Here is a 20,506-nt window from a genome sequence, read left to right on the forward strand (position 1 = left end):
GGCACCGCTGGTCGAAGTAGAGCGAACAGCGGTGCCACGGGGTTTTCAGCGCCTTATCCTTCGGCGGTGTCCTCGCCAGGGTCAGCGATCATCACCATCGCATTGCGGATGGTCCTATCGCCCAGGCGATAGCCCTGGCGCAACACCGTCCCCAACACTTTCTCATCGCCAGAGGAACTATCCTGCACGGCCTCGTGCACCTCCGGGTCAAAGGCCTCACCGGGTTCCCCGAAGGCCGTCACGCCCAGGGAATCCAGGGTGGAGCGGAACTTCTCCGCGAAGGCCTTGAGCGGACCTTCCTCCAGGTCACCGTGTTGCTTGGCCAGGGCCAGATCGTCCACGATGGGCAGGAGGCTCGATACCACGGAGGCGCGGGCGGCCTCCACGGCGGCCTGGCGCTCCCGGGCGGAGCGGCGTCGATAGTTCGCGTACTCCGCGGTCACCCGCTGAAGATCCTCGGTGAGTTCCTCCACCTGGGGTTCCGCCGGGGCCTCCGCCTCGGTCTGCTCTGTGACCTCGGGAGCCCCTGCCGCATCGGGGTTTTCTACCGCAGCGTCCTCGATATTCTCGGGCTGTTCCTCGGGGTGCGTCACTTCTTGTCGCCCTCCTCGTCCACAACCTCGGCGTCCACGACGTCATCGTTCCCGCCCTCGGAACCGGCGGCGTCGCCCTGCTTGGCCGCCTCGGCCTCGTAGATCGCCTTGCCCATCTCCTGGGACTCGGTGGAGAGCTTCTCCACGGCGGCCTTGATGGCCTCCAGGTCATCACCCTTGAGGGCCTCCTCTACCTCGGTGGCGGCGGCCTCCACCTTGGTCTTGATCTCCTCGGAGACCTTGTCGGAGTTGTCCTCCAGGAACTTCCGGGTCTGGTAGGCGGTGGACTCGGCGGCGTTGCGGGTCTCCTGCTCCTCGCGGCGCTGCTTGTCCTCCTCGGCATGAGCCTCGGCGTCCTTGACCATGCGGTCGATCTCCTCCTGGGACAGGCCGGAACCGTCCTGAATGGTGATCGTGTTCTCCTTGCCGGTGCCCTTATCCTTGGCGGTCACGTGCACGATGCCGTTGGCGTCGATGTCAAAGGTCACCTCGATCTGGGGCACGCCGCGCGGAGCCGGGGCGATACCACCCAGTTCAAAGGAACCCAGCAGCTTGTTGGCGGCGGCCATCTCGCGCTCACCCTGGAACACCTGGATCTGCACGGAGGGCTGGTTGTCCTCGGCGGTGGTGAAGGTCTCGGAGCGCTTGGTGGGGATCGTGGTGTTGCGCTCGATGAGCTTGGTCATCACGCCGCCCTTGGTCTCAATGCCCAGGGAAAGCGGGGTGACGTCCAGGAGCAGCACATCCTTGACCTCGCCACGCAGCACGCCGGCTTGCAGGGCGGCGCCCACGGCCACCACCTCATCCGGGTTCACGCCCTTGTTGGGCTCCTTGCCGCCGGTGAGTTCCTTGACCAGGTCCGTCACGGCGGGCATGCGGGTGGAGCCACCCACCAGCACCACCTGGTCAATGTCCGATACCTTCATGTCCGCGTCCTTGAGCACCTGGTTAAAGGGCTTCTTGGTGCGGTCCAGCAGATCCTGGGTGATGCGCTGGAACTCCGCGCGGGAGAGCGTCTCATCGAGGAAGAGCGGGTTCTTCTCCGCGTCCACGGTGATGTACGGGAGGTTGATCGTGGCCTGCTGAGAAGAGGAAAGCTCAATCTTGGCTTTCTCTGCCGCCTCGCGCAGGCGCTGCAAGGCCATCTTGTCCTTGGTCAGGTCGATCCCGTTGCTGCTCTTGAACTTATCGGCCAGCCAGTCCACAATGCGCTGATCCCAGTCATCGCCGCCAAGCTGGTTATCGCCCGCCGTGGCGCGCACCTCCACCACGCCGTCACCGATCTCCAGGAGGGAGACGTCAAAGGTGCCGCCGCCGAGGTCAAAGACCAGGATGGTCTGCTCTTCATCGTTCTTTTCCAGGCCATAGGCCAGCGCGGCAGCGGTGGGCTCGTTCACGATGCGCAGCACGTTCAGGCCCGCGATCTGCCCGGCCTCCTTGGTGGCCTGGCGCTGAGCGTCCTCAAAGTAAGCGGGGACGGTAATCACGGCGTCCGTGACGTCCTCGCCCAGGTAGGCCTCCGCGTCCCTCTTCAGCTTTTGCAGGGTACGAGCGGAGATCTCCTGCGGGGTGTACTTCTTATCGTCAATATCCACGCTCCAGTCGTTCTCACCGATGTGGCGCTTGACGGAGCGAATGGTGCGGTCAACGTTGGTCACCGCCTGGTTCTTGGCGGACTGCCCCACCAACACCTCGCCGTTCTTGGCAAAGGCCACCACGGACGGCGTGGTGCGCGCGCCTTCCGAGTTCGCAATAACGGTGGGCTCGCCGCCCTCCAAAACGGACACCACCGAGTTAGTGGTACCGAGGTCAATTCCTACTGCGCGTCCCATTGTTCTTCCTCCTGTTTGAGTATTTTTGCTGTTCAGGCTCAAGCCCCTGGCTCCCGGTTAGCGTCGCGGAATATCGCGGGCACACCGGGAAACTTGAGAGTCAGTGGCTCAACTCTGGCACCCACACTAACAGATGCCTTTGAGTCAATCCCACTCAAGCCTACATCTCCCCCAACGCACCATCCGGCAAAGTTGTTCCCGATCCACTCAAATTTTTCTTCTCCGCAGGTCACGAGGCGTTTCGGCAGACAAGAGGCAGGGATCGCCGGGACACTATCGAAGCCCAACCCATCGACACCAGCCGACAGCCGCACAGCAGCCACATGGCCGGGGGATACCCACGCACGTTTTTCTAAAAATAACCTGAGAAAACTTGCCTGAACAGCGCGTTCACAACACCTCCCCGCGCCCGTAGATCAAGCGTTGCCGCGCTGCACCCCCGGGGACTTTCATAGCGCTATCCCCCTCAACCAGAAAGGACGGGAGGCTATGGAATATCCCAACACCGATCACCTCATCATCGGCATGAGCCCGTTCAACCCGCGCTTCTCTACCGATTGGCTCGCCAACGCCCTACGCTGGGGTTCATCTCGGTTCCGCACCGTTGATGTGCTCCACCCAGGTACTGCGGCGGCCTCCCTGCTCACCGCTACCGGCACCCCAGCGGGGCGCGCCCTCAGAAAAGCGCGGCAGCAGTGCAATAGGGACCTACGAACCATCGCAGAAGCAAGCGCTAGGGCGGGGGTGACACTGGGCAGGAATACACCAGTCCTCATCTCGGATTATCTGACGGATACGGGGTACACCCGGCTCCGCGAGCGCGTAATAACCGAATATGACCGCAATCCGAGGTTCAGGAATGTCTGCCGCGATATGAGCGCCAAAGCGGCGCAGTCTCGGTTGCGAGCAAAAGGATCATCGCTTTCACCCAACATTGACACGGCGGTCACCTATATCTTCGATGAGATTCCCGCCTATACCCACAGCGCTCAGCTCTTCCGCTACCCCTCGGCGGCCTTGAGTTACCCCAAACCGTGGCCAGTAGGGGATTTCCTCCAATCGCACCCCACGTCTTTGAGGCTCGATCCACACAGCCACTTTTTCGTTCTCGATTTTTCCCTGGAGACACATCATGTCTAATCCCCACGATCCCACGCTTCTCAGCGAATCTGCTCTTGCCGATCCCTACCCCATCTACCGGAATATGCGAGAGCATGGTCCCATTTACCACGACCAGGCGGCTCATGCGTGGTGCATTCTCAGCTATGAACTCGTCCACAAGGTTCTGCACGATCCCACCAACTTCAGCAGCAAGCACCTTGATGAGCGGGCTGAGCCCGTGCTCGGCGCTCGCGTGCTCGCGCAGATGGAGAGCCCAGAGCATGACGAGAAAAAAGCCATAACAATGCGGGGAATCGCCTCCATCGCCATGGACGGATACTATCTCCCTGCCATTGAACGCACCGTACAAGGCCTCTGGTCGCAGGCGTCTGAGAAAACCACGATAGACCTCGCCAAGGAGCTTTCTTCTCCTTTTTCTACCGATGTCACGTGCGCACTCCTCGGAATCGACGGTCAGTGGCGGCATCGGGTTCTGCCGTGGAACAAAAGCGTCGTGCAATTCATTACATTGCTGCACCAAACCCCTGATGAACGCACACGCCGCCTCACGGATGCCGGGTACTTCAGGGCATTTGTGCTCCGTATGCTCGAGGCGCGACGTCGATCGCCGCAGCACGATCTCCTCAGCTACCTTGCCCGCGAAGGGTCAGATGCCGGGTTAACCGACGCTGAGATCGTGGCATTGGCCCTCAATATCTTTCTCGCCGCCTCCGAACCTCTGGATAAGACACTCAGTTACCTCGTGTACGAGGTATTGCGCTCGCCGGAATTAGAAAGAGAGATTTCCCAGGACACCGCGCTCATCGGTCCAGCGCTCGCAGAAACGCTCCGGCTCCACCCTCCCGTGCAGATCATTCCGCGCATCGCTATGGGGAATCAGATTCTAGCGGGCACCCGCATCCCTGATGGAGACACCGCTTATTGCCTGATCGGGGCCGCGAATAGAGATCCAGATCGTTTTACCAACCCAGACGATTTTATTCTTTCCCGGCCAGAGAATCCTCCGCGCTCAGCATTCTCGCCCTCCGCGCGGCATATGGCTTTTGGTTCCGGCCTCCATTTCTGCATTGGCTCCATGCTTGCAAAGCGCCAGGTGGAAGCCGCATTCCGAGCGAGCATTCCCTACCTTTCTCGCTGGCGTCTTGCCGATAGTCCCCTCATAGAGCACGGGCTTTATACCCGTGGCCCCTCCCACCTCTTCCTAGAATCGAGGCGCTGATATGAAAACCCTCTCCTCGCGCGCCACGGCGGTGATGCTCCTGGCCGCCGTTCTCCCCCTCATTGATTCCAGCCTGGTCAACGTCCTTTTGCCCGCCATCGGTGCGGATTTTGGCGTCACGGTTAATGCGGCAAACCCAGAAAGCACAGAGAGTTCCCTGCAACTTGGCATTTCCGGTTATATGCTCGCGGCCACCGTCGGAATTATCCTGTCCACCACCTGCTTGCGCCGGTTTGGCGAGCGTCGGGTCTGGTTTGCCTCCGTTTGTGTGTTTGCGGTGGCCTCGGCTCTCGTGGGAGTGGCCGGCACTCTTCCGTTTTTCCTCGCGGCCCGGGTGCTTCAGGGGCTCGCCTGTGGGTTCATCATGCCTGCGGTGCAGGGCCTCGTCGCTCGCATCGTGGGGCGCGAGGGCATGCGCGCCGCGTTGGCCACCATCGGCCTGCCCGCTGTGGTGGCTCCCGCCGTGGGGCCGCTGCTGGGCGGGGTGCTGGTGGATGTGGTGGGGTGGCGCGCCCTTTTCCTCGTGAACGTTCCCATCGCCGGTATCGCCCTCATCCTCGCACCTACAGCCTTGCCTCGAACGCGCGGCAGCGCGGCGTCGCTAGGCATGGGGCAGGCCCTTCCGGCGGTGCTCGGCATGGTCGGTGTGCTGTGGGCGATCAGCGGGGTTGGGCAGCAATCAATCCTGGTCACGGTATCGGTGCTGGTAGTGGCGGCGATCCTCATCGCCGTGTTTTGTGTGCTCGATCTGCGCTCACGCACCCCGCTGCTTGATGTGTCCTTGTACCGTGGCGGGGCGTTCGCGGTGGCCATGCTGTTGTGCCTCGTCGTGGGGGCGGTGTTCTACGGCACGTTGCTGTCTACCTCGCTTCATGTGCAGTCCGCTCTGCATCAACCCGCTTGGGTCGCGGGGGTGCTGCTGGGTGTGCAGGGGTTGGGCGCGTGGGCGGCGCGCAGCCTAGTCAGGGGGCGTTGGAAGTCCCTCAATGCTTTCGCTTTGATCGGCGCGGGGCTTCTCGTCGCGGCGGCGGGAACCGTGGGGATTCAGGCGATAGACCTGTGGGGTATCCCCGGCGCGGCCGCGCTCGTCGGGTGTTCCCTGGCCCGGGGCGTCGGCCTGGGCGCGTGCACCTTGCTCGCGCTTTCCGCCGCTTATGAGGTGGTGATGGAGGATCAGACCGCCGCTGTGGGCGCGCACAGCAGGTTGATGCTGCAATGCGGCGGGGCTGTGGGGGCGGCTTTCGTGGGGGCGTGGGGAGGGTCGGCCCTAGCCCTGGGGCTGCTGATTGCCGTCTTTGCCGCAGGCGGCGCCGTCAGCGCTTTCGGGTTGTTCTGGCGGCAGCGATGCTTATCGACGTAACCTCGGGGTCTATGTCAGCACCCCGTGATGGCGCTGCGGCTTTGGGGCGTCGGCTCCGCCATGCGCGCCTTGACCGTGGCCTCTCCCAAAGCGCCCTGGCGGCGGGGATTTGCTCCGCCAGCGCCATCTCCCGGTGGGAAAGCGGGCACAGCCTCCCTCCCGCCGAGGCTCTGCTGCCGCTTGCCCGGCGGCTGGACATTGACGTGCACCTGCTGACCGGGGAGGGTTTTGATTCCCGTCTCGCGGAATCTACCTCGGGGTTTGCCGATCTTCTTGGCCTCGCGCTGGGGGATAGCCCCGGCTCCATCACCTCACCGATGGCTTCCTGGATAGCGCGCGCCCAAGGCGCTCTGCGGTGCGCGGATCCGTGGTCGCCCGGCGATCCTCGCGCCCTCATCGAGGATCTCTCGCTCGATCCCCTTGGCTCGTCCACCCCGGCGGCCCTGGAGACCATCGAGGTCTTAGACGCGCTGGCCCGCGTGGGGGAGGAACCCGGCGCGGGTTCGGTTAACCGGCTCGTTGACGTGCTCACCTTGACGCTGGAGGCCCCGGATCACGTTCGCCGCGCGGCGCTGGAGGCGGCCGTGGCCTCCCTTGTTTTTCTCCACATGCCGGTGGCCGCCCGGGGCGCGGTCATCAGGATCTCCCCACCGCGGATCTCTGAGACCACCCGCGTGCTCCTCACCTGGGACACGCCCCGGTGCGATCCTCAGGATTCCACGCCGCTTCCGCCGCTATCCGGGGCGCGTACCGCCCGCGACGTCGCCTTTGTCCTGGCCGAGCGGTATTACGCAGAGGGAGCACCCAAGGCCCAGGCTGCCGCGGCGGCGGCCGCTTGCCTGCCCGAGGACGCTCTGGTGGCCCGGTGGGCCGAGTGGGTTAAGCGGAACGAACGATACCCCACCCTATTTCAGGGGTAATTACGGAGAGAGAAATAACACACCGGGGAGATTTGACACCCCGTTCAGCCCGCCCATCACCCCCTTATCCGCCCAGGTCACCCCCAGTTCCTCGTATCTTTGACTTCGCACACAGAGGCAGGCGTGACTCTTTTTGTCCCTCCCCTACGCCGGGAACCCGGTTCCCCGTATGTGGCCTCTCATATAGGTTCCTTTTTATGGCACAGCACATACCGTGGGGAGGTCGCGCCACAGCAGCCCCGACGGCCACGGCACTCGGGACCGGGGAGGGCTCCGCATGAATCCCTCCCCACGGAACAACTCTTCGCCCAAACGGCACTCGTCCACACGGCCGGGGCGCGGGCATATCCATCCTGATGAGCACACGGGCCTGCAAAAGTCCCTCAGCCGCCGTCAGCTCCAGATGATCGCCATTGGTTCCGCCATCGGCACGGGCCTCTTTCTGGGCACGGGCGCCCGGCTGGAACAGGCCGGGCCCTCCCTGGCGCTGCTGTACCTCGTCTGCGGGTTCTTTGGGTACCTGATCCTGCGTTGCCTGGGCGAACTCATCGTGTATCGTCCCACCTCCGGCTCCTTTGTCTCCTACGCCCGGGAGTTCTTTGGGGAAAAGGCCGCTTATACGGCGGGCTGGATGTACTGGTTCAACTGGGCCATGACGGCCGTGGCCGACGGCACCGCCATCGCCATCTACATCAAGTGGTTTGGGCAATACAGCGAGTTCGTCGCCGGCCTGCCGCAGTGGCTCCTGGCTTTGGCTGTGGTGCTCGGCGTGCTGGGGCTCAACCTCGTATCCGTCAAGGTCTTTGGGGAATTAGAGTTCTGGTTCTCCGCCGTCAAGATCGGCGCGCTGGTGTTCTTCCTCATCATCGGCATCTTCTTCGTGATCTTCGGCAGCCCCAGCGGCCAGCCCACGGGCATTCACCTGCTCTCCGAAGGCGGGGGGCTCTTCCCCAATGGGCTTCTGCCCGCGCTGATCGTGGTGCAGGGCGTGGTCTTTGCCTACGCTGGCATCGAGCTGGTGGGCACCACCTCCGGGGAGGCCAAGGACGCCCGCCGGGAGATCCCCAAGGCCATTAACCTGGTGATCCTGCGCATCGCCATCTTCTACTTCGGCTCGGTGTTGCTGTTGTGCCTGCTGCTGCCCTACACCGAGTATTCGGCCGGGGAATCCCCCTTTGTCACGTTCTTCGCCTCCATCGGCGTGGACGTGGCGGCCCCGATCATGCAACTCATCGTGATTACGGCGGCGCTCTCCTCCCTCAACGCGGGGCTGTATTCCACGGGGCGGATCATGCATTCCCTGGCCCTGGCCGGTTCCGCACCGCGCTTTGCCGCCAAACTCACCCGCTCCGGGGTTCCTTACGGGGGTATCCTGCTCACCACCGTGGTGGCCCTGGCGGGGGTGGGGCTTAATTACGTGGTGCCGGAGCAGACCTTCGAGATCGTGCTCAACCTCGCCGCGCTGGGCACCATGGCCAGCTGGGCCACCATCACCCTGTCCCACATGAGGTTCGTGGCGCTGGCCAAGAAGGGGATCTACCAGCGCCCCGGCTACCGGGCGCGCCTGACGCCCCTCACCAACTATCTCACCCTGGCTTTCCTGGGCTGCGTGATCCTGCTGATGGCCTTTGATTACCCGGTGGGCACCTGGACGCTCATCGTCTCCCTGCTCTTCTTCCCCGCCCTGGCGCTGGGGTGGCGGGTCAACCGAGGGCGGATCATGGCGGCTCTCGACGCCCGCCAGGAGCGGCGTAAGGCGGAGCTTCAGGCCCATGCCCATGACCGCCAGCAGGGCCCACACCCGGGCTGACCTCATGATGAGACCACCATTTTCATTCTAAAAAGGAGGACTGTTTTTCTATGACCGGATTCGTCGATGTACGAGCAATGACGCAATGGATTCAGCGCGAGGGCGTGGAAAACATCATCACCGGCATGATGGACTACCTGGAACGGGATTATCGGCGCTGGCAGCGCTTTGACAAGATCCCCCGGGTGGCCAGCCACACCCCCCTGGGCGTGATCGAACTCATGCCCACCTCGGATGGCGAGGAATACGCCTTCAAGTACGTCAACGGGCACCCTTCCAATCCGGCACGCGGATTTCAAACGGTGGCGGCCTTTGGCATGTTGGCCAACGTGGACAACGGCTACCCCACCTTTTTGGCGGAAATGACCCTGCTCACCGCCCTGCGCACGGCGGCCGTCTCCGGCATGGTGGCGCGGCACCTGGCGCGCCAGGATTCTTCCGTGATGGCCATGATCGGTGCGGGCAGCCAATCCGAGTTTCAGGCGTTGGGCATGCGCGCCGCCCTGGGTATCGAGGAGATCCGCATCTACGATATTGATCCCGCCGCCGTGGAGAAGTTCGTGCGCAATATCGAGCCGCTGGGCTTCCGTATTCACCGGGCCACCTCCGTGGCGGACGCGGTATCAGGAGCAGACGTGATTACCACCTGCACTGCGGACAAGGCGCAGAACACCATTCTGCGCGCGGATCACGTTGCCCCCGGCGTGCACCTCAACGCGGTGGGCGGCGATTGCCCCGGTAAAACCGAGCTGGAAGCCGCGATTTTGGATAAAGCCGAGGTATTCGTGGAGTTCCCCGAGCAAACCCGCATCGAGGGAGAGATTCAGCAGATGCCACGGGACTTCCCCGTGGTGGAGATCTGGGAGGTCATTGCGGGGCGTCGCACGGGCCGCACCTGCGCCGAGCAGGTCACCTTGTTTGACTCCGTGGGCTTCGCCATCAATGACTTTTCCGCCCTGCGCTATCTGCGCGATTCCGTGGCCGGAACCGGGTTGGAGGCGCAGCTGGATCTGGTGGCGGACCCGGACGATCCCAAGGATCTCTTTTCCCTTATTCCCACCTTCGCCCCGCTCCCCTAGGGCTTCCCCTGGGGCTCCCCGAGCCCCAGGCGGCCCTGTACTTTTAACAATAAAATCTTCAAAAAAGAAAGGACTCATCCCCATGAACACCCATCACCTTCCCATTCCCAGCAACTCCGCCGATGTGGAGGCCGTGGTGCCCCAGGCCCTGCGCCGGGCCGGGGAATGGTTGAACCAGACGGACTCGGAATCCTCCCGCAAGGAGACCCGCGCCACGGAGCAGCTGGCGGATATGGTGCGTGACCCCGAGGGGGTGCGGTTCACCATGGAGTTCGTGGATCGCGTGGCCCGCCCGGAGGACAATAAGGTGGCCGCCGCGAGCCTGCGCAGCCTGGGGGAGATCCCCAGCTTCCTCGGCCCGGTGAACAAGGCCATGATGGGCCTGGGTGCCCTGGCCAGTTATGCCCTACCCGGCGTGGTGATGCCCGTGGCTCGGGCCCGTATGCGGCAGTTGGTGGGGCACCTGGTGCTCGACGCCGAGGGAGATGCCCTCAATGGCCTGTTGGATAAGGCCGCCGCCCAGGGCACCCAGCTCAACCTCAACCTGCTGGGCGAGGCCGTGTTGGGGGAGAAGGAGGCCAAGGCCCGCGCGGAGCGCACCCGCCAGTTGATCCGCAACCCGCGCGTGACCTACGTGTCGGTCAAGGCGTCCAGCCTGTGTGCCCAGCTCAATCACTGGGATTTTGAGGGCTCGGTGGTGCGCCTGAAGGATCGCCTGCGCCCGCTGTACCAGGAGGCCCAGGCCCGCAGCAGCAAGGTGTTTATCAACCTGGACATGGAAGAATACCACGATCTCCACCTGACGATCCGCCTGTTCACGGAGCTCATCAGCGAGGAGGAGTTCAAGGATCTTGAGGCCGGCATCGTGCTCCAGGCCTACCTGCCGGATACCCTCGCGGCCCTGGAGGAACTCACCGAGTTCGCCCTGAAGCGCCGGGCCGAGGGCGGCGCACCGATCAAGGTGCGCCTGGTCAAGGGCGCCAACCTCTCCATGGAGCGCGTGGCGGCGGAAAGCCACGGCTGGAAGCAGGCACCCTACCGCACCAAGGACGAGGTGGACGCCAACTACCTGCGACTGCTGGATTACGTGCTCCAACCGGAGTATGCGGACGCCATTCGCATCGGCGTGGCCAGCCACAACCTCTACACCCTGGCCCTAGCCTGGGAGCTGGCCACCGCGCGCGGCGTGGAGCGCCAGCTCGACGCGGAGATGTTGCAGGGCATGGCGCCCGCCCAGTCTCGCGCGGTGCGCAAGGTCTTTGGCGATCTGATCCTCTATACCCCCGTGGTCCACGCGGAGGACTTCGACGTAGCCATTAGCTACCTGGTGCGCCGCCTGGAGGAGAACAGCGAGAAGCAGAACTTCCTGTACTCGCTGTTTGTCCCCGAGGTGGAGGGCCCGGATCACCTCACGCCGATGGGCTCGCAGGAGGAGCGCTTCCGGCGCGCCGTGGCGGAGCGGTGGAGCACCTTCGCCGGGGAACGCCGCACGCAAAATCGTTTGGAGGAAAGCGGCACGCAGGCCCCCAAGATCGGGCGCTTTGTCAACGAGCCGGACACCGATCCCGCCCTGGCCGCTAACCGCGAGTGGGCGTTGACCGCCCTGGAGCTCGGAGCGGAGCCGATCCAGGCCGAGGAAATCACCGATCCCGCCCGGGTGGACAGCGCCGTGGCCCGCGCCGCCGAGTTGGCACAGCCCTGGGGCGCCCTGCCCGGCAAGGAGCGCGCCGAGGTGCTCTACCGCATTGCGGATTCGCTTGCCGACGCCCGCGGGGAACTCATGGCCACCATGACGCACGAGGCCCGCAAGACCATCGACCAGTGCGATCCCGAGATTTCCGAGGCCATCGACTTCGCTTCCTTCTACGGCCATAGCGCCGCCGCGCTGGACGATTACGCCGGCGTGTTCACCCCGCACAAGGTCACGGTGGTGGTTCCGCCGTGGAACTTCCCCGTGGCGATCCCGGTGGGCGGTATGCTCTCCGCCCTGGCGGCAGGTTCCGCCGTGATTATCAAGCCCGCTCCCCAGGTGGTGCGCTGCTCCGAGGTGGCGGTGGCCGCTATCCGACGCGGCCTCGAAGCCGCAGGCCAGGATCCCGACCTCGTGCAGTTGCTGCGCACGGACGAGGGTGCGGCGGGCAAGGCCCTCATCAGCCATGATTCGGTGGATCAGGTGATCCTCACCGGCGCCTCGGATACCGCCGCGCTCTTCCGCTCCTGGAACCCCCGCATGGCGATCTCGGCGGAGACCTCCGGCAAGAACGCCATCATCGTCACGCCTTCGGCTGACCCCGACCTCGCGGTGGCCGATCTCTACCAGTCCGCGTTCAAGCACTCCGGGCAGAAGTGCTCGGCGGCATCGCTAGTAATCCTGGTGGGCCCGCAGGGCCGCTCCCAGCGCTTCCTCGGGCAGCTCGTGGACGCGGTGGAAACGCTCCAGGCGGGCACGGGCACCGACGTCTCTACCACCATGAACGGGTTGATCGAGCCGCCCAGCGAGAAGCTGCGCCGGGGCCTCACCCAGTTGGAGCCGGGCGAGACCTGGCTGGTCAAGCCGCGTCAGCTCGACGAGGAGGGGCTGCTGTGGTCTCCCGGTATCCGCGATAACGTCCAGCCCGGCTCCTGGTACCACACCCACGAGTGCTTCGGCCCCGTGCTGGGCATCATGCACGCCGAGACCCTGGAGCAGGCCGTGGAGTGGCAAAACTCCACCGGCTTTGGCCTCACCGGCGGTATCCACTCCCTCGACGATGATGAGATCGCCTACTGGCTGGAGCACGTGGAGGTGGGCAACGCCTACGTTAACCGCGGCATCACCGGCGCGATCGTGCAGCGCCAGCCCTTCGGCGGCTGGAAGAACTCCGTGGTGGGCCCGGGCGCCAAGGCCGGTGGCCCCAACTACGTGGCGCAGTTTGGCACCTGGGCCGATCCCGAGACCCCGATGCTCGCCCGCAACGTCAGCGTCTCCCCCGCCGTGGTCTCCCTGCTCGACCGCTTCGATGACCTCTCCGAGGCGGACCGCACCTGGCTGTGGCGCGCCGCAGAGCTGGACGCGGTGGCCTGGCGCGAGGAGTTCGGCGTGCCGCATGACCCCACCGGGCTGCTCTCCGAGGCCAATATCTTCCGCTATCGCCGCCTGCTGGAGCCCCTGCGGCTGCGCGTGGGCGCGGGCTACGCGCTTCGCGACGTCGTCCGCCTGCTCCTGGCCTCCGCCGTCACCGGGGTGGCGCTGGACATCTCCACCACCAGCGAATTGGCCGAGGAACTACGCCGCGCCGGCGCCGAGGTGCGGGTGGCCAGCGACGAGGCCTACGCCCGTGGTATCGCCCGCGCCTCCTCGGTGCGAGTGCGCACCCTCGGCGAGGTAGACCCGGAGTTGTACGTGGCCGCCGCGGAATCGCAGTCCGTGGTGCTCGATCACGCCGTGGTAGCCGATGGCCGCCGCGAACTGCTTCCCTTCCTCCTGGAGCAGGCGGTATCGGTGACCATGCACCGCTTTGGCATTCCTACCCAGGTGGGGCACATCGAGCGCTAAGGTAGGCTGGGGTTCCTTGGATCCGTACACGATAGGAGCCCCACCATGAACCGCCGTCTGGCGCTCATTCCCGCCGCCGCGCTAACCCTCACGCTCGTGGCGTGCAGCAACGACGAAGAGAACCCGATCACCACGGAGATCGTCACCGTCACCGAGGAAGCCCCCGAGGCCACCACGGCCGCCGACAGCGGCGATGACTCCGAGGCCGGGGCGGCGGTAAGCACCGACGGCGCCGTGGCCGCCATCCAGGACGCCCTCTCCGCCCACCCGGACGGCATCGTCACCGACGTGGAGCGCGAGGGCGATTCCTACGACATCGACATGGTGGTGGGCGAGGATCACCTCGAACTCACGGTGGACGCCAAGGGAGCCGTCACCGAGGTGGAGCGCGAAAGCGACGATGACGCCGAGGACATCAACGAGGCCCGCACCGCCACCGTGGCCGCAATGCAGGCCGCCCAGCAGGCCCTCAACCAAAACCCGGACGGGGTAATTGACAGCCTCTCCCTGGATGAGGAGGACGGCACCCTGGAATGGGAGATCGACCTGGACGACGCCCAGGGCAATGACCTCACCGAGGTACGGATTCCTGCGGTCTAAGCGGAATGCTGTGCGGCTCCCGGCCTCTTTTTAACGGCGGCGGGAACCGAATAATATATCGGATAATTTTCTTCGGGGCTTCTTTTTAGGGATAGGCAATTCCGCTATCTCATAATAATAATCGGGAATGTCCTTACCCAGGCTCTCCCCCGCCGCGATGGCTGCTCGCGCCCGAGCCCGCAGAACCCGGCGCTCCCCGATGTCATCCATCGTTTCTTCCGACATCTTCCCTCCACTTCATTAGCGAAGCCTGATCCCAGATCAGACCCCGCTCCGTTCTGGTGGCAAGCCTACCCTCGGACAGAACGATGAGCACAGACCACCCGGCCTCGCGAGCAACCGCATGTTCTGCACCTATCTGCTCCACAGCCCAGGCATAGCGTCGCCACCACTCGGAGCGGCGATCACTCATAGCCTTCTACCGAACCGTAGTCATCACCCCCACAAAACCCGCAACGGCAACAACGATCTGGCTCACCCGAATAATCAGATCCCAGTCCATCTTCCTTCTACCCCCGCAGCCCGCCAAAAATCCTGCCATGAATACCCCAGACATTTGCCCTACACCAGGATAACCACACCCACATGAAAGCTAACCCCACCGATACCCCCACGGCAAGGTTTTCCACGCAACCATGCCGCAGACGCCAGAGTTTCTGACGCCTATCCCCGCATATCTCATAGCCAGAGGCTCTCTGGCTAGCTAAGAGGGCTTCCTCCGCGCGGAAAACCGTCGTTTCGCCGCCCTTCTCTCTCAACGCCTTGCTCCCGGTTCCTGGCACAGCCGCGAGTATCCCGGCGGGCATGATTATGCGTGTTGGCGCGAGGGGATTCTTGACACTCTCGCATGGTTCAATACCCCAGAGGAACCCGAATAATACTTAATATTCTTCCTATAAAATTATATAAAACACACTCCAGAACCCCCGTCTCCGTGATAATCTCACTCCTTAATCTATAAGTAATACAGACCACACGAGGGGAACGGGGTCACCATGCACTTACAGGTATCTCACCTCAGTTTTTCCTACCCTGGCCAGGGCTCCGGCCACGCAGGCCAGTCAGCACCGGAAAAGCCACTGTTATCGTCGATAAGCCTCACCGCCGCCCCCGGCTCGGTCTCCGCCCTCATGGGCCCCAGCGGAAGCGGAAAGACTACACTCTTTTCCCTGCTCAGCGGACAGCTATCGCCTACCTCGGGCACGGTAACCCTGGGGGATCGCCCGGTGGCGGAGATTCCCGCGCGGGAGTTACGCGGCGGGATCATCGCGCGCGTGTATCAGGACTATCACCTGGTGCCGTACCTCAGCGCCCTGGATAACGTGCGGTTGGCGCAGGACATCGCCGGCACGCTGCGCGCGGAGCCGGATCGCGCCGCCGAGTTATTAGAGGAGGTGGGCCTGGGCGCGCACCTGAGTTCCCCGGTTCAGTCGCTCTCCGGCGGCGAGCAACAGCGGGTGGCTATCGCACGGGCACTGGTGAACCGGCCTCGCCTGGTGCTGGCCGATGAGCCCACCGGGGCTCTGGATTCTGATAACTCCGCGCTGGTCATGGATATTTTCCTGCGCCTGGCCAGGAGCAACGAGGCCGCCGTGATCGTGGCCACGCATGATCCCGCCGTGGCTCGGCGCGCGGATACCCTGTGGCGGCTGCGGGGCGATGGTTCCGTGGGCGTGGAGGTGACCCCGTGATCCGTCTGCGCTTTGGCCTGGGCGCGCTGCGCAGTGCACCGGGGCTCGCCGCAAGCCTCGTGCTTTTTAGCCTGATCGCCCCGTTCTTCCTGCTCTCGTTGGGCCTGAGCCTCACCGCGTACCGGGAGGCCACCACCGCCTCCGCTCAGGCGCATTTTGGCCGCTATTCCATGCAGGTCACCGCCGCTTTTCCCGAGACAGAGCGCTATCTGCGCGAGTGGGTGGCCCGGGGCGAGGCCGTGGGAATCACCACCGCGCAGGCGGTGGTGCGCGACGAGCAGGATCGCGGGGCCTCCGCGCAGGCTCGCCTGAGTTTCGGCCCCGCCGATCTCGGCTGGCTCTCCCAGGGCGCCTATCCCCAGAACCCCGGCGAGGCCATGGTCTCCACCGCCCTGGCCGAGGCCCTGAGCGTCTCACCCGGCGGCACCGTCACTCTCACCCCGAACGCCGCCGAGTTCGCCCCGCTTAGCCTGCGCGTCACCGGCCTAACCACCAACCCTGCGGATACTACGGAGTTGCTTATCGACGCCATCGCACCCCACACCGTCGCGGCCGCCCACGGGGAGGCGGAGGCGTGGTTGGTTTCCTCCGAGGTGGAAAAGGATTCCTCCTTTGCGCAGGCCATCAGCACCGACGCTATCCGTTCGGGCACGGAGGACATCGCCAGCCAGGGCCTGTTGGAGGAGGCGCGGGCCGCCGATCTTGGCCGGTTAGAGGTGCTTCGGGGAATCCTCGCGGTGGTGGTCACGGCGGGGGTGGCGGCCCTGGGTCTGGCCTACCTGCATCGCCACGCCGCCGCCCTTTCGGGTTATCGCGCCAGCGGCGGCAGCGCCGCTGCGGGCGCCCTGTGGTTGGGCCTGCCCGCCCTGGCGGTATCCGCCCTAGGTGCCCTCGCGGGGTCTGTGGCCGCCCTCGCGGTATTCCGCCTCTGGCCCGCGGAGATAGGCCGGTGGTGGAATCAGAACTGGGTTTCTCCGTGCCCCGGTGCCGCGCTGGTGTTCCTGGCGCTATGCCTCGTCGGTGGTCTCGCGGCCGTGTGCGCGGTTCTCTTCCTGCGGGCACGGCGGTGGGAAGCACACGCTCATCGCTCCCGGCCTCTTTCTCCCCCGGCGCGGCGGGCCTGGCTGGTGATCGGGGTGATCGCCCTGTGTCTCTGCGGTTTCTTCCTCTATATGCGCTGGGGCCTCACCATTCTCCAGGGTCATCGCTTCGCCCTGGTGTGCGCGGCCCTAGCGGCGGGAGCGATCTCCCTCGGCGTGCGCTGGTCCCGCAGCGAGTTGTGCTACCGCACCCGCCTGCCTAAGCCAGTGCTCACGTTCTTCTCCACGGCCCTTATCACCGCGATGATCGGGCAGGCGGCGCTCACCAGCACCGCCGCAGGCATTCAGATCCATCACATGAAAACCGCCGTTCCCGGCGCGGAGGGCTACCTCGTGGCCACGCACGTGGATTCCAATAAGGTGGACATGCTCACCGAGCGCTTCCCAGAGATCATGTCCACCGCCGTGGTTCTCCTCGATCCCGTCGCCCCCGAGCGCGCGGAAACGTATCCCCGCGCTACCACCGGCCAGGGTGCGGAGTGCTTCCCACAGCATGTGGGGGAGATCGTCGATGGTTCTTTCTGCGATCATGCCCCGCTGGGCCTCGTGGGCCTGGCGGCCTCTCCCCGCGCGGCGGAACTTATCAACCACGGCGGGGAGCGATACGTCACCTCCGGCACCGGCGGCATCGCGTTTTATCATTCCACCACCGGCACCATTCAAGGGGCCGCGCCCCTCCCCAGAATCACCAGCATTCCGCTTTTGGATAGTGATCTCATACCCAATATCGTGCTGGGCACGGATTCCCCCGAGGCGCAGCGCCTGGGCCTGGTGCCCTCCGCCATCGCCAGGGTGTTAATCCCCGAGTTCTCCTCTTTCTCCCCGGAGCAGCAGCGGGAGTTCAAGGCAGTGCTCATTGGCCAGGCCAGCTATGGCAACCTCATCCAGGCCCAGGGGCCGCAGGTGCAGGCGCTGCGCACCGAGCAGATTCTCTATCCGCTTACCGCCAGCGCCATCGCGCTGATCGCCTTGACCGCCCTGCTGGTGCTGCACCGCCAGCAGCACCGCCCGCTGCGCCGGGTGCTGGTGGATTTCGGGGCGGGCCGCGCGGCCACGCTCCGCCTGCTCCTTCCCGTGCTCGGGCCGTGGATATTGGCCCTGGTGCTGGGTTCCGTGGTGGGGTTGCTGTCCACGCAAGATATGTCCTTCTTGAATAATCCGGGCAGGATCTTCGCCCAGGGGCTGTGGTGGGCCGCTCCCGTGGTCGCGGCGGCGGCAGGTTCCGTGGTGGCCGGGGTGGCCGCTCTCCTATCCAAAACCGATTGATTGCCGTAGCCTCAGTACGCATGAGCGAACGTAAGAAGCACGATGTCCCGGGGGCCGAGCGCGCCGCCGAGGTATCACCCATCAAGCAACCCTCCCGGGAAACCTCCACCCGGGTTTCCGAGGACTTCCCCGCCGCCATCGAGGCTCTGGCCGAGGGCACTTCCCAAGACGATCCAGATGCCCCCAAGCCCCCGGCGGATTCCGAGGAACACGTCACCGACCGCGCCGTGATCCTGGGCCATGACGGGCGCTGGCTGGCCGGGTGGGCGCTGCGCTTCATCATTTTGGTGGCCGCCGGAGTGATCCTGTGGCGGGGTCTGGGCATGATCTGGGTGGGTTTGTTGCCTGTTCTCCTCGCCCTCATCATCTGCACCGTGCTGTGGCCGCCCGTTTCCTTCCTGCGTAAGCGGCGGGTACCGGCCGCTCTTGCCACCATCTTGACGATGCTCGGGGCGCTTGGCCTCGTGGTGGGTATCTTCTCCGCCATCGCCCCCTCCGTGGCCAAGCAGATTCCCGAGCTTGTTAATCGCGCCTCGGACGGCATCAACCGCGTGCAAGATTGGATCCAAGGCCCGCCGCTCAACCTGGAACTAGGCGAGTTTGATGGGGTTATTCAGGAGATCACCTCCGTGATCCAATCCCAGGGCTCTAACATCGCCTCGGGCGTGTTCTCCGGTATTTCTTCTGCTTCTTCTGCCGTGGTCACGCTCGTGGTGGCGCTGGTGCTCACGTTCTTCTTCCTCAAGGACGGCACTCGTTTCCTCCCCTGGATGCGCAAATACACCGGCGGTAACGTTGGCTGGCATCTCACCGAGGTGCTGTCTCGTTCCTGGAATACCCTCGCCGGGTTCGTGCGGGCGCAGGCCCTCGTCTCCTTTGTCGATGCCTTCTTCATCGGCCTGGGCCTCGTGCTGCTCAACGTCCCCCTGGCCCTCGCGCTGGCCATCGTGACGTTCTTTGCCGGCTTCATCCCCATCGTGGGTGCTTTCACCGCCGGGGCCCTGGCCGTGATTATCGCGCTGGTTTCTAACGGCCTGACCAACGCCGTGCTGGTGCTGGTGCTCATCATCGCCGTGCAGCAGCTGGAAGGCAATATCCTCCAGCCCATCATCCAGTCCAAAGCCATGAACCTCCACGCCGCCGTGGTGCTGCTCGCCGTCACGGTGGGCTCCACGCTCTTTGGCATCATCGGGGCCTTCCTGGCGGTTCCCGTGGCGGCGGTCTTTGCCGTGTGGTTCCGCTACCACTCCGAGATGGTAGCGCTGCGGGCCGGGGAAATTACTATCGACGACATCCAGATCGCCACAGCCCAGGGCGAGGCGATCACCGCTAGCGAGGGGGTCAACGCTGTGCGCCAACGGCTCAGCAGCCTCACCCGACGCAAGGGGGCCGCGTCTGTTACTTCAGCTCCCGAGGAAGAGTAGCCGTTCCCGCCCTTGAGCCCCGCACTAGAGCGGGGCTTTTTACTCTCCGCACACCTTTCACACCGTGATAGTATCTGATCATGGAGTTTAGGGAGAAAAGCCTGCGGCTCTTCCATGTTCACGGCATACCGCCCAGATACATCCCTCCAGAGCTGCGGCGCATTGTTCGACGTAAACTTACTATTCTAGATAACGCAATCTCACTCAATGATCTTCGGATACCACCAGCCAACCGACTAGAGCGACTAAAAGGGAACCTAGCCAACTACCATTCTATTCGCGTAAACAACCAGTACCGCATCATCTTCACCTAGACAGAACACGGAGCAAAAAATGTCGAATTCATTGACTACCACTGACACCAACAACCACGCGGATACAGAAATTACCCCCGCTCCGCACCCCGGAGAAATACTCGCCCTAGAGTTCCTTGAACCCATGAATCTCACACAGTACCGCCTGGCACAGGATATTGGCGTAGCCGAATCGCAAATATCAAAACTTATTCACGGGAAGATAAGTCTCACAGCCCCCCTCGCCGTTCGCTTGGCGGCATACTTCGGAAATTCTGCCGAGTTCTGGTCAGGAATACAACAATCCTATGACCTTTTCCATGCCCGCCTTACCATCGACGTCTCGAATATCCCCACACGTAAAATCGCCTAGCTCCAAACAAGGACCAGATCGCCAACCAAAACATACACCTCTCGAAACACTCACGCATGGCTCCGCAGGAAAACCTATTGGGGAGGAATCATAATCTACCCATTCGAAATCTCACAAACTTTCATCCGCCCCACCACAAGCAACGAACCATTTGACATGTTCCCTTGACCGCGTGCTGAACGAGGCAAACAAGATTAATTTAGAACTCGACTACGGTGCCGATCTCAATGTTCCCCGTGCAACATGACATATCACGGTTGAGAAAGAAAACCACGTGGAAGCACTGACC

16 protein-coding genes are annotated in these 20,506 nt (G+C 63.8%); 13 read left to right on the forward strand and 3 right to left on the reverse strand.

The annotated features are described in order from the left end of the window. Positions 1-53: 53 nt before the first annotated feature. Together grpE and dnaK are read right to left on the reverse strand one after the other, a co-directional pair. A complete protein-coding gene (grpE, locus tag Cocul_RS10835; protein ID WP_082422297.1) occupies positions 54-593 on the reverse strand; it encodes a nucleotide exchange factor GrpE in 540 nt (179 codons plus the stop codon). Further along, complete coding sequence (dnaK, locus tag Cocul_RS10840; RefSeq protein ID WP_055123302.1) at positions 590-2,425, reverse strand: molecular chaperone DnaK; 1,836 nt, start codon at positions 2,423-2,425, stop codon at positions 590-592. The genes grpE and dnaK overlap by 4 nt, the downstream gene beginning before the upstream one ends. A gap of 489 nt (positions 2,426-2,914) precedes the next feature. Here dnaK and Cocul_RS10845 point away from each other — a divergent pair, with 489 nt between their 5' ends. The 8 genes from Cocul_RS10845 (at position 2,915) to Cocul_RS10880 (ending at position 14,070) form a co-directional block, all read left to right on the forward strand. Beyond that, positions 2,915-3,565, forward strand: a complete 651-nt coding sequence (locus Cocul_RS10845; RefSeq protein WP_055123303.1) for a tRNA-dependent cyclodipeptide synthase — start codon at positions 2,915-2,917, stop codon at positions 3,563-3,565. Further along, positions 3,558-4,766, forward strand: a complete 1,209-nt coding sequence (locus Cocul_RS10850; protein ID WP_055123304.1) for a cytochrome P450 — start codon at positions 3,558-3,560, stop codon at positions 4,764-4,766. The genes Cocul_RS10845 and Cocul_RS10850 overlap by 8 nt, the downstream gene beginning before the upstream one ends. A 1-nt stretch (position 4,767) precedes the next feature. Then, complete coding sequence (locus tag Cocul_RS10855; protein WP_055123305.1) at positions 4,768-6,126, forward strand: MFS transporter; 1,359 nt, start codon at positions 4,768-4,770, stop codon at positions 6,124-6,126. 11 nt (positions 6,127-6,137) lie between these two features. Continuing rightward, on the forward strand, positions 6,138-7,046 hold the full coding sequence (locus Cocul_RS10860; protein ID WP_055123306.1) for a helix-turn-helix domain-containing protein: 909 nt from the start codon (positions 6,138-6,140) through the stop codon (positions 7,044-7,046). Positions 7,047-7,323: 277 nt separating this feature from the next. Beyond that, the gene (locus tag Cocul_RS10865) at positions 7,324-8,856 is read left to right on the forward strand and encodes an amino acid permease (RefSeq protein WP_281176089.1); all 1,533 of its coding nucleotides are present in this window, start codon (positions 7,324-7,326) and stop codon (positions 8,854-8,856) included. A 50-nt stretch (positions 8,857-8,906) separates the two neighbouring features. Next, complete coding sequence (locus Cocul_RS10870; RefSeq protein ID WP_055123308.1) at positions 8,907-9,935, forward strand: ornithine cyclodeaminase; 1,029 nt, start codon at positions 8,907-8,909, stop codon at positions 9,933-9,935. Between the two features lie 82 nt (positions 9,936-10,017). Further along, positions 10,018-13,470 carry a bifunctional proline dehydrogenase/L-glutamate gamma-semialdehyde dehydrogenase gene (locus Cocul_RS10875; protein ID WP_055123309.1) on the forward strand — a complete coding sequence of 1,151 codons (3,453 nt, stop codon included), beginning with the start codon at positions 10,018-10,020 and terminating at the stop codon, positions 13,468-13,470. A 45-nt stretch (positions 13,471-13,515) separates the two neighbouring features. Beyond that, positions 13,516-14,070, forward strand: coding sequence for a PepSY domain-containing protein (locus Cocul_RS10880; protein WP_055123310.1), 555 nt, complete (start codon positions 13,516-13,518; stop codon positions 14,068-14,070). 30 nt (positions 14,071-14,100) lie between these two features. On the opposite strand, the gene Cocul_RS12410 is transcribed toward Cocul_RS10880, so the two are convergent. Then, positions 14,101-14,295 carry a hypothetical protein gene (locus tag Cocul_RS12410; RefSeq protein ID WP_150114469.1) on the reverse strand — a complete coding sequence of 65 codons (195 nt, stop codon included), beginning with the start codon at positions 14,293-14,295 and terminating at the stop codon, positions 14,101-14,103. A gap of 770 nt (positions 14,296-15,065) precedes the next feature. Between Cocul_RS12410 and Cocul_RS10885 the strand changes: the two genes are divergently transcribed. The 5 genes from Cocul_RS10885 to Cocul_RS12040 all read left to right on the forward strand — a co-directional run bounded on the left by Cocul_RS10885 (position 15,066) and on the right by Cocul_RS12040 (position 20,217). Beyond that, entirely contained in the window at positions 15,066-15,761 is a 696-nt protein-coding gene (locus tag Cocul_RS10885; RefSeq protein WP_069723630.1) for an ABC transporter ATP-binding protein, read from the forward strand. Then, on the forward strand, positions 15,758-18,127 hold the full coding sequence (locus Cocul_RS10890; RefSeq protein WP_055123312.1) for a hypothetical protein: 2,370 nt from the start codon (positions 15,758-15,760) through the stop codon (positions 18,125-18,127). Before Cocul_RS10885 ends, Cocul_RS10890 begins: the two co-directional genes overlap by 4 nt. A 20-nt stretch (positions 18,128-18,147) precedes the next feature. Beyond that, positions 18,148-19,551: an AI-2E family transporter gene (locus tag Cocul_RS10895; RefSeq protein WP_055123313.1), complete on the forward strand. Its 1,404-nt coding sequence runs from the start codon at positions 18,148-18,150 to the stop codon at positions 19,549-19,551. An 80-nt stretch (positions 19,552-19,631) separates the two neighbouring features. After that, on the forward strand, positions 19,632-19,865 hold the full coding sequence (locus Cocul_RS12035) for a type II toxin-antitoxin system RelE/ParE family toxin (protein WP_150114470.1): 234 nt from the start codon (positions 19,632-19,634) through the stop codon (positions 19,863-19,865). Positions 19,866-19,884: 19 nt separating this feature from the next. Then, on the forward strand, positions 19,885-20,217 hold the full coding sequence (locus Cocul_RS12040; RefSeq protein ID WP_082422299.1) for a HigA family addiction module antitoxin: 333 nt from the start codon (positions 19,885-19,887) through the stop codon (positions 20,215-20,217). Positions 20,218-20,506 lie beyond the last annotated feature (289 nt).

This window comes from Corynebacterium oculi, assembly GCF_001412105.1.
GTDB lineage: Bacteria > Actinomycetota > Actinomycetes > Mycobacteriales > Mycobacteriaceae > Corynebacterium > Corynebacterium oculi.

Bases quoted from the DNA above. Each gene is read 5' to 3' on its own strand.
- dnaK (WP_055123302.1), bottom strand. From the start codon at position 2,425: ATGGGACGCGCAGTAGGAATTGACCTCGGTACCACTAACTCGGTGGTG.
- Cocul_RS10845 (WP_055123303.1), top strand. From the start codon at position 2,915: ATGGAATATCCCAACACCGATCACCTCATCATCGGCATGAGCCCGTTC.
- Cocul_RS10850 (WP_055123304.1), top strand. From the start codon at position 3,558: ATGTCTAATCCCCACGATCCCACGCTTCTCAGCGAATCTGCTCTTGCC.
- Cocul_RS10855 (WP_055123305.1), top strand. From the start codon at position 4,768: ATGAAAACCCTCTCCTCGCGCGCCACGGCGGTGATGCTCCTGGCCGCC.
- Cocul_RS10860 (WP_055123306.1), top strand. From the start codon at position 6,138: ATGTCAGCACCCCGTGATGGCGCTGCGGCTTTGGGGCGTCGGCTCCGC.
- Cocul_RS10865 (WP_281176089.1), top strand. From the start codon at position 7,324: ATGAATCCCTCCCCACGGAACAACTCTTCGCCCAAACGGCACTCGTCC.
- Cocul_RS10870 (WP_055123308.1), top strand. From the start codon at position 8,907: ATGACCGGATTCGTCGATGTACGAGCAATGACGCAATGGATTCAGCGC.
- Cocul_RS10875 (WP_055123309.1), top strand. From the start codon at position 10,018: ATGAACACCCATCACCTTCCCATTCCCAGCAACTCCGCCGATGTGGAG.
- Cocul_RS10880 (WP_055123310.1), top strand. From the start codon at position 13,516: ATGAACCGCCGTCTGGCGCTCATTCCCGCCGCCGCGCTAACCCTCACG.
- Cocul_RS12410 (WP_150114469.1), bottom strand. From the start codon at position 14,295: ATGTCGGAAGAAACGATGGATGACATCGGGGAGCGCCGGGTTCTGCGG.
- Cocul_RS10885 (WP_069723630.1), top strand. From the start codon at position 15,066: ATGCACTTACAGGTATCTCACCTCAGTTTTTCCTACCCTGGCCAGGGC.
- Cocul_RS10895 (WP_055123313.1), top strand. From the start codon at position 18,148: ATGAGCGAACGTAAGAAGCACGATGTCCCGGGGGCCGAGCGCGCCGCC.
- Cocul_RS12035 (WP_150114470.1), top strand. From the start codon at position 19,632: ATGGAGTTTAGGGAGAAAAGCCTGCGGCTCTTCCATGTTCACGGCATA.
- Cocul_RS12040 (WP_082422299.1), top strand. From the start codon at position 19,885: ATGTCGAATTCATTGACTACCACTGACACCAACAACCACGCGGATACA.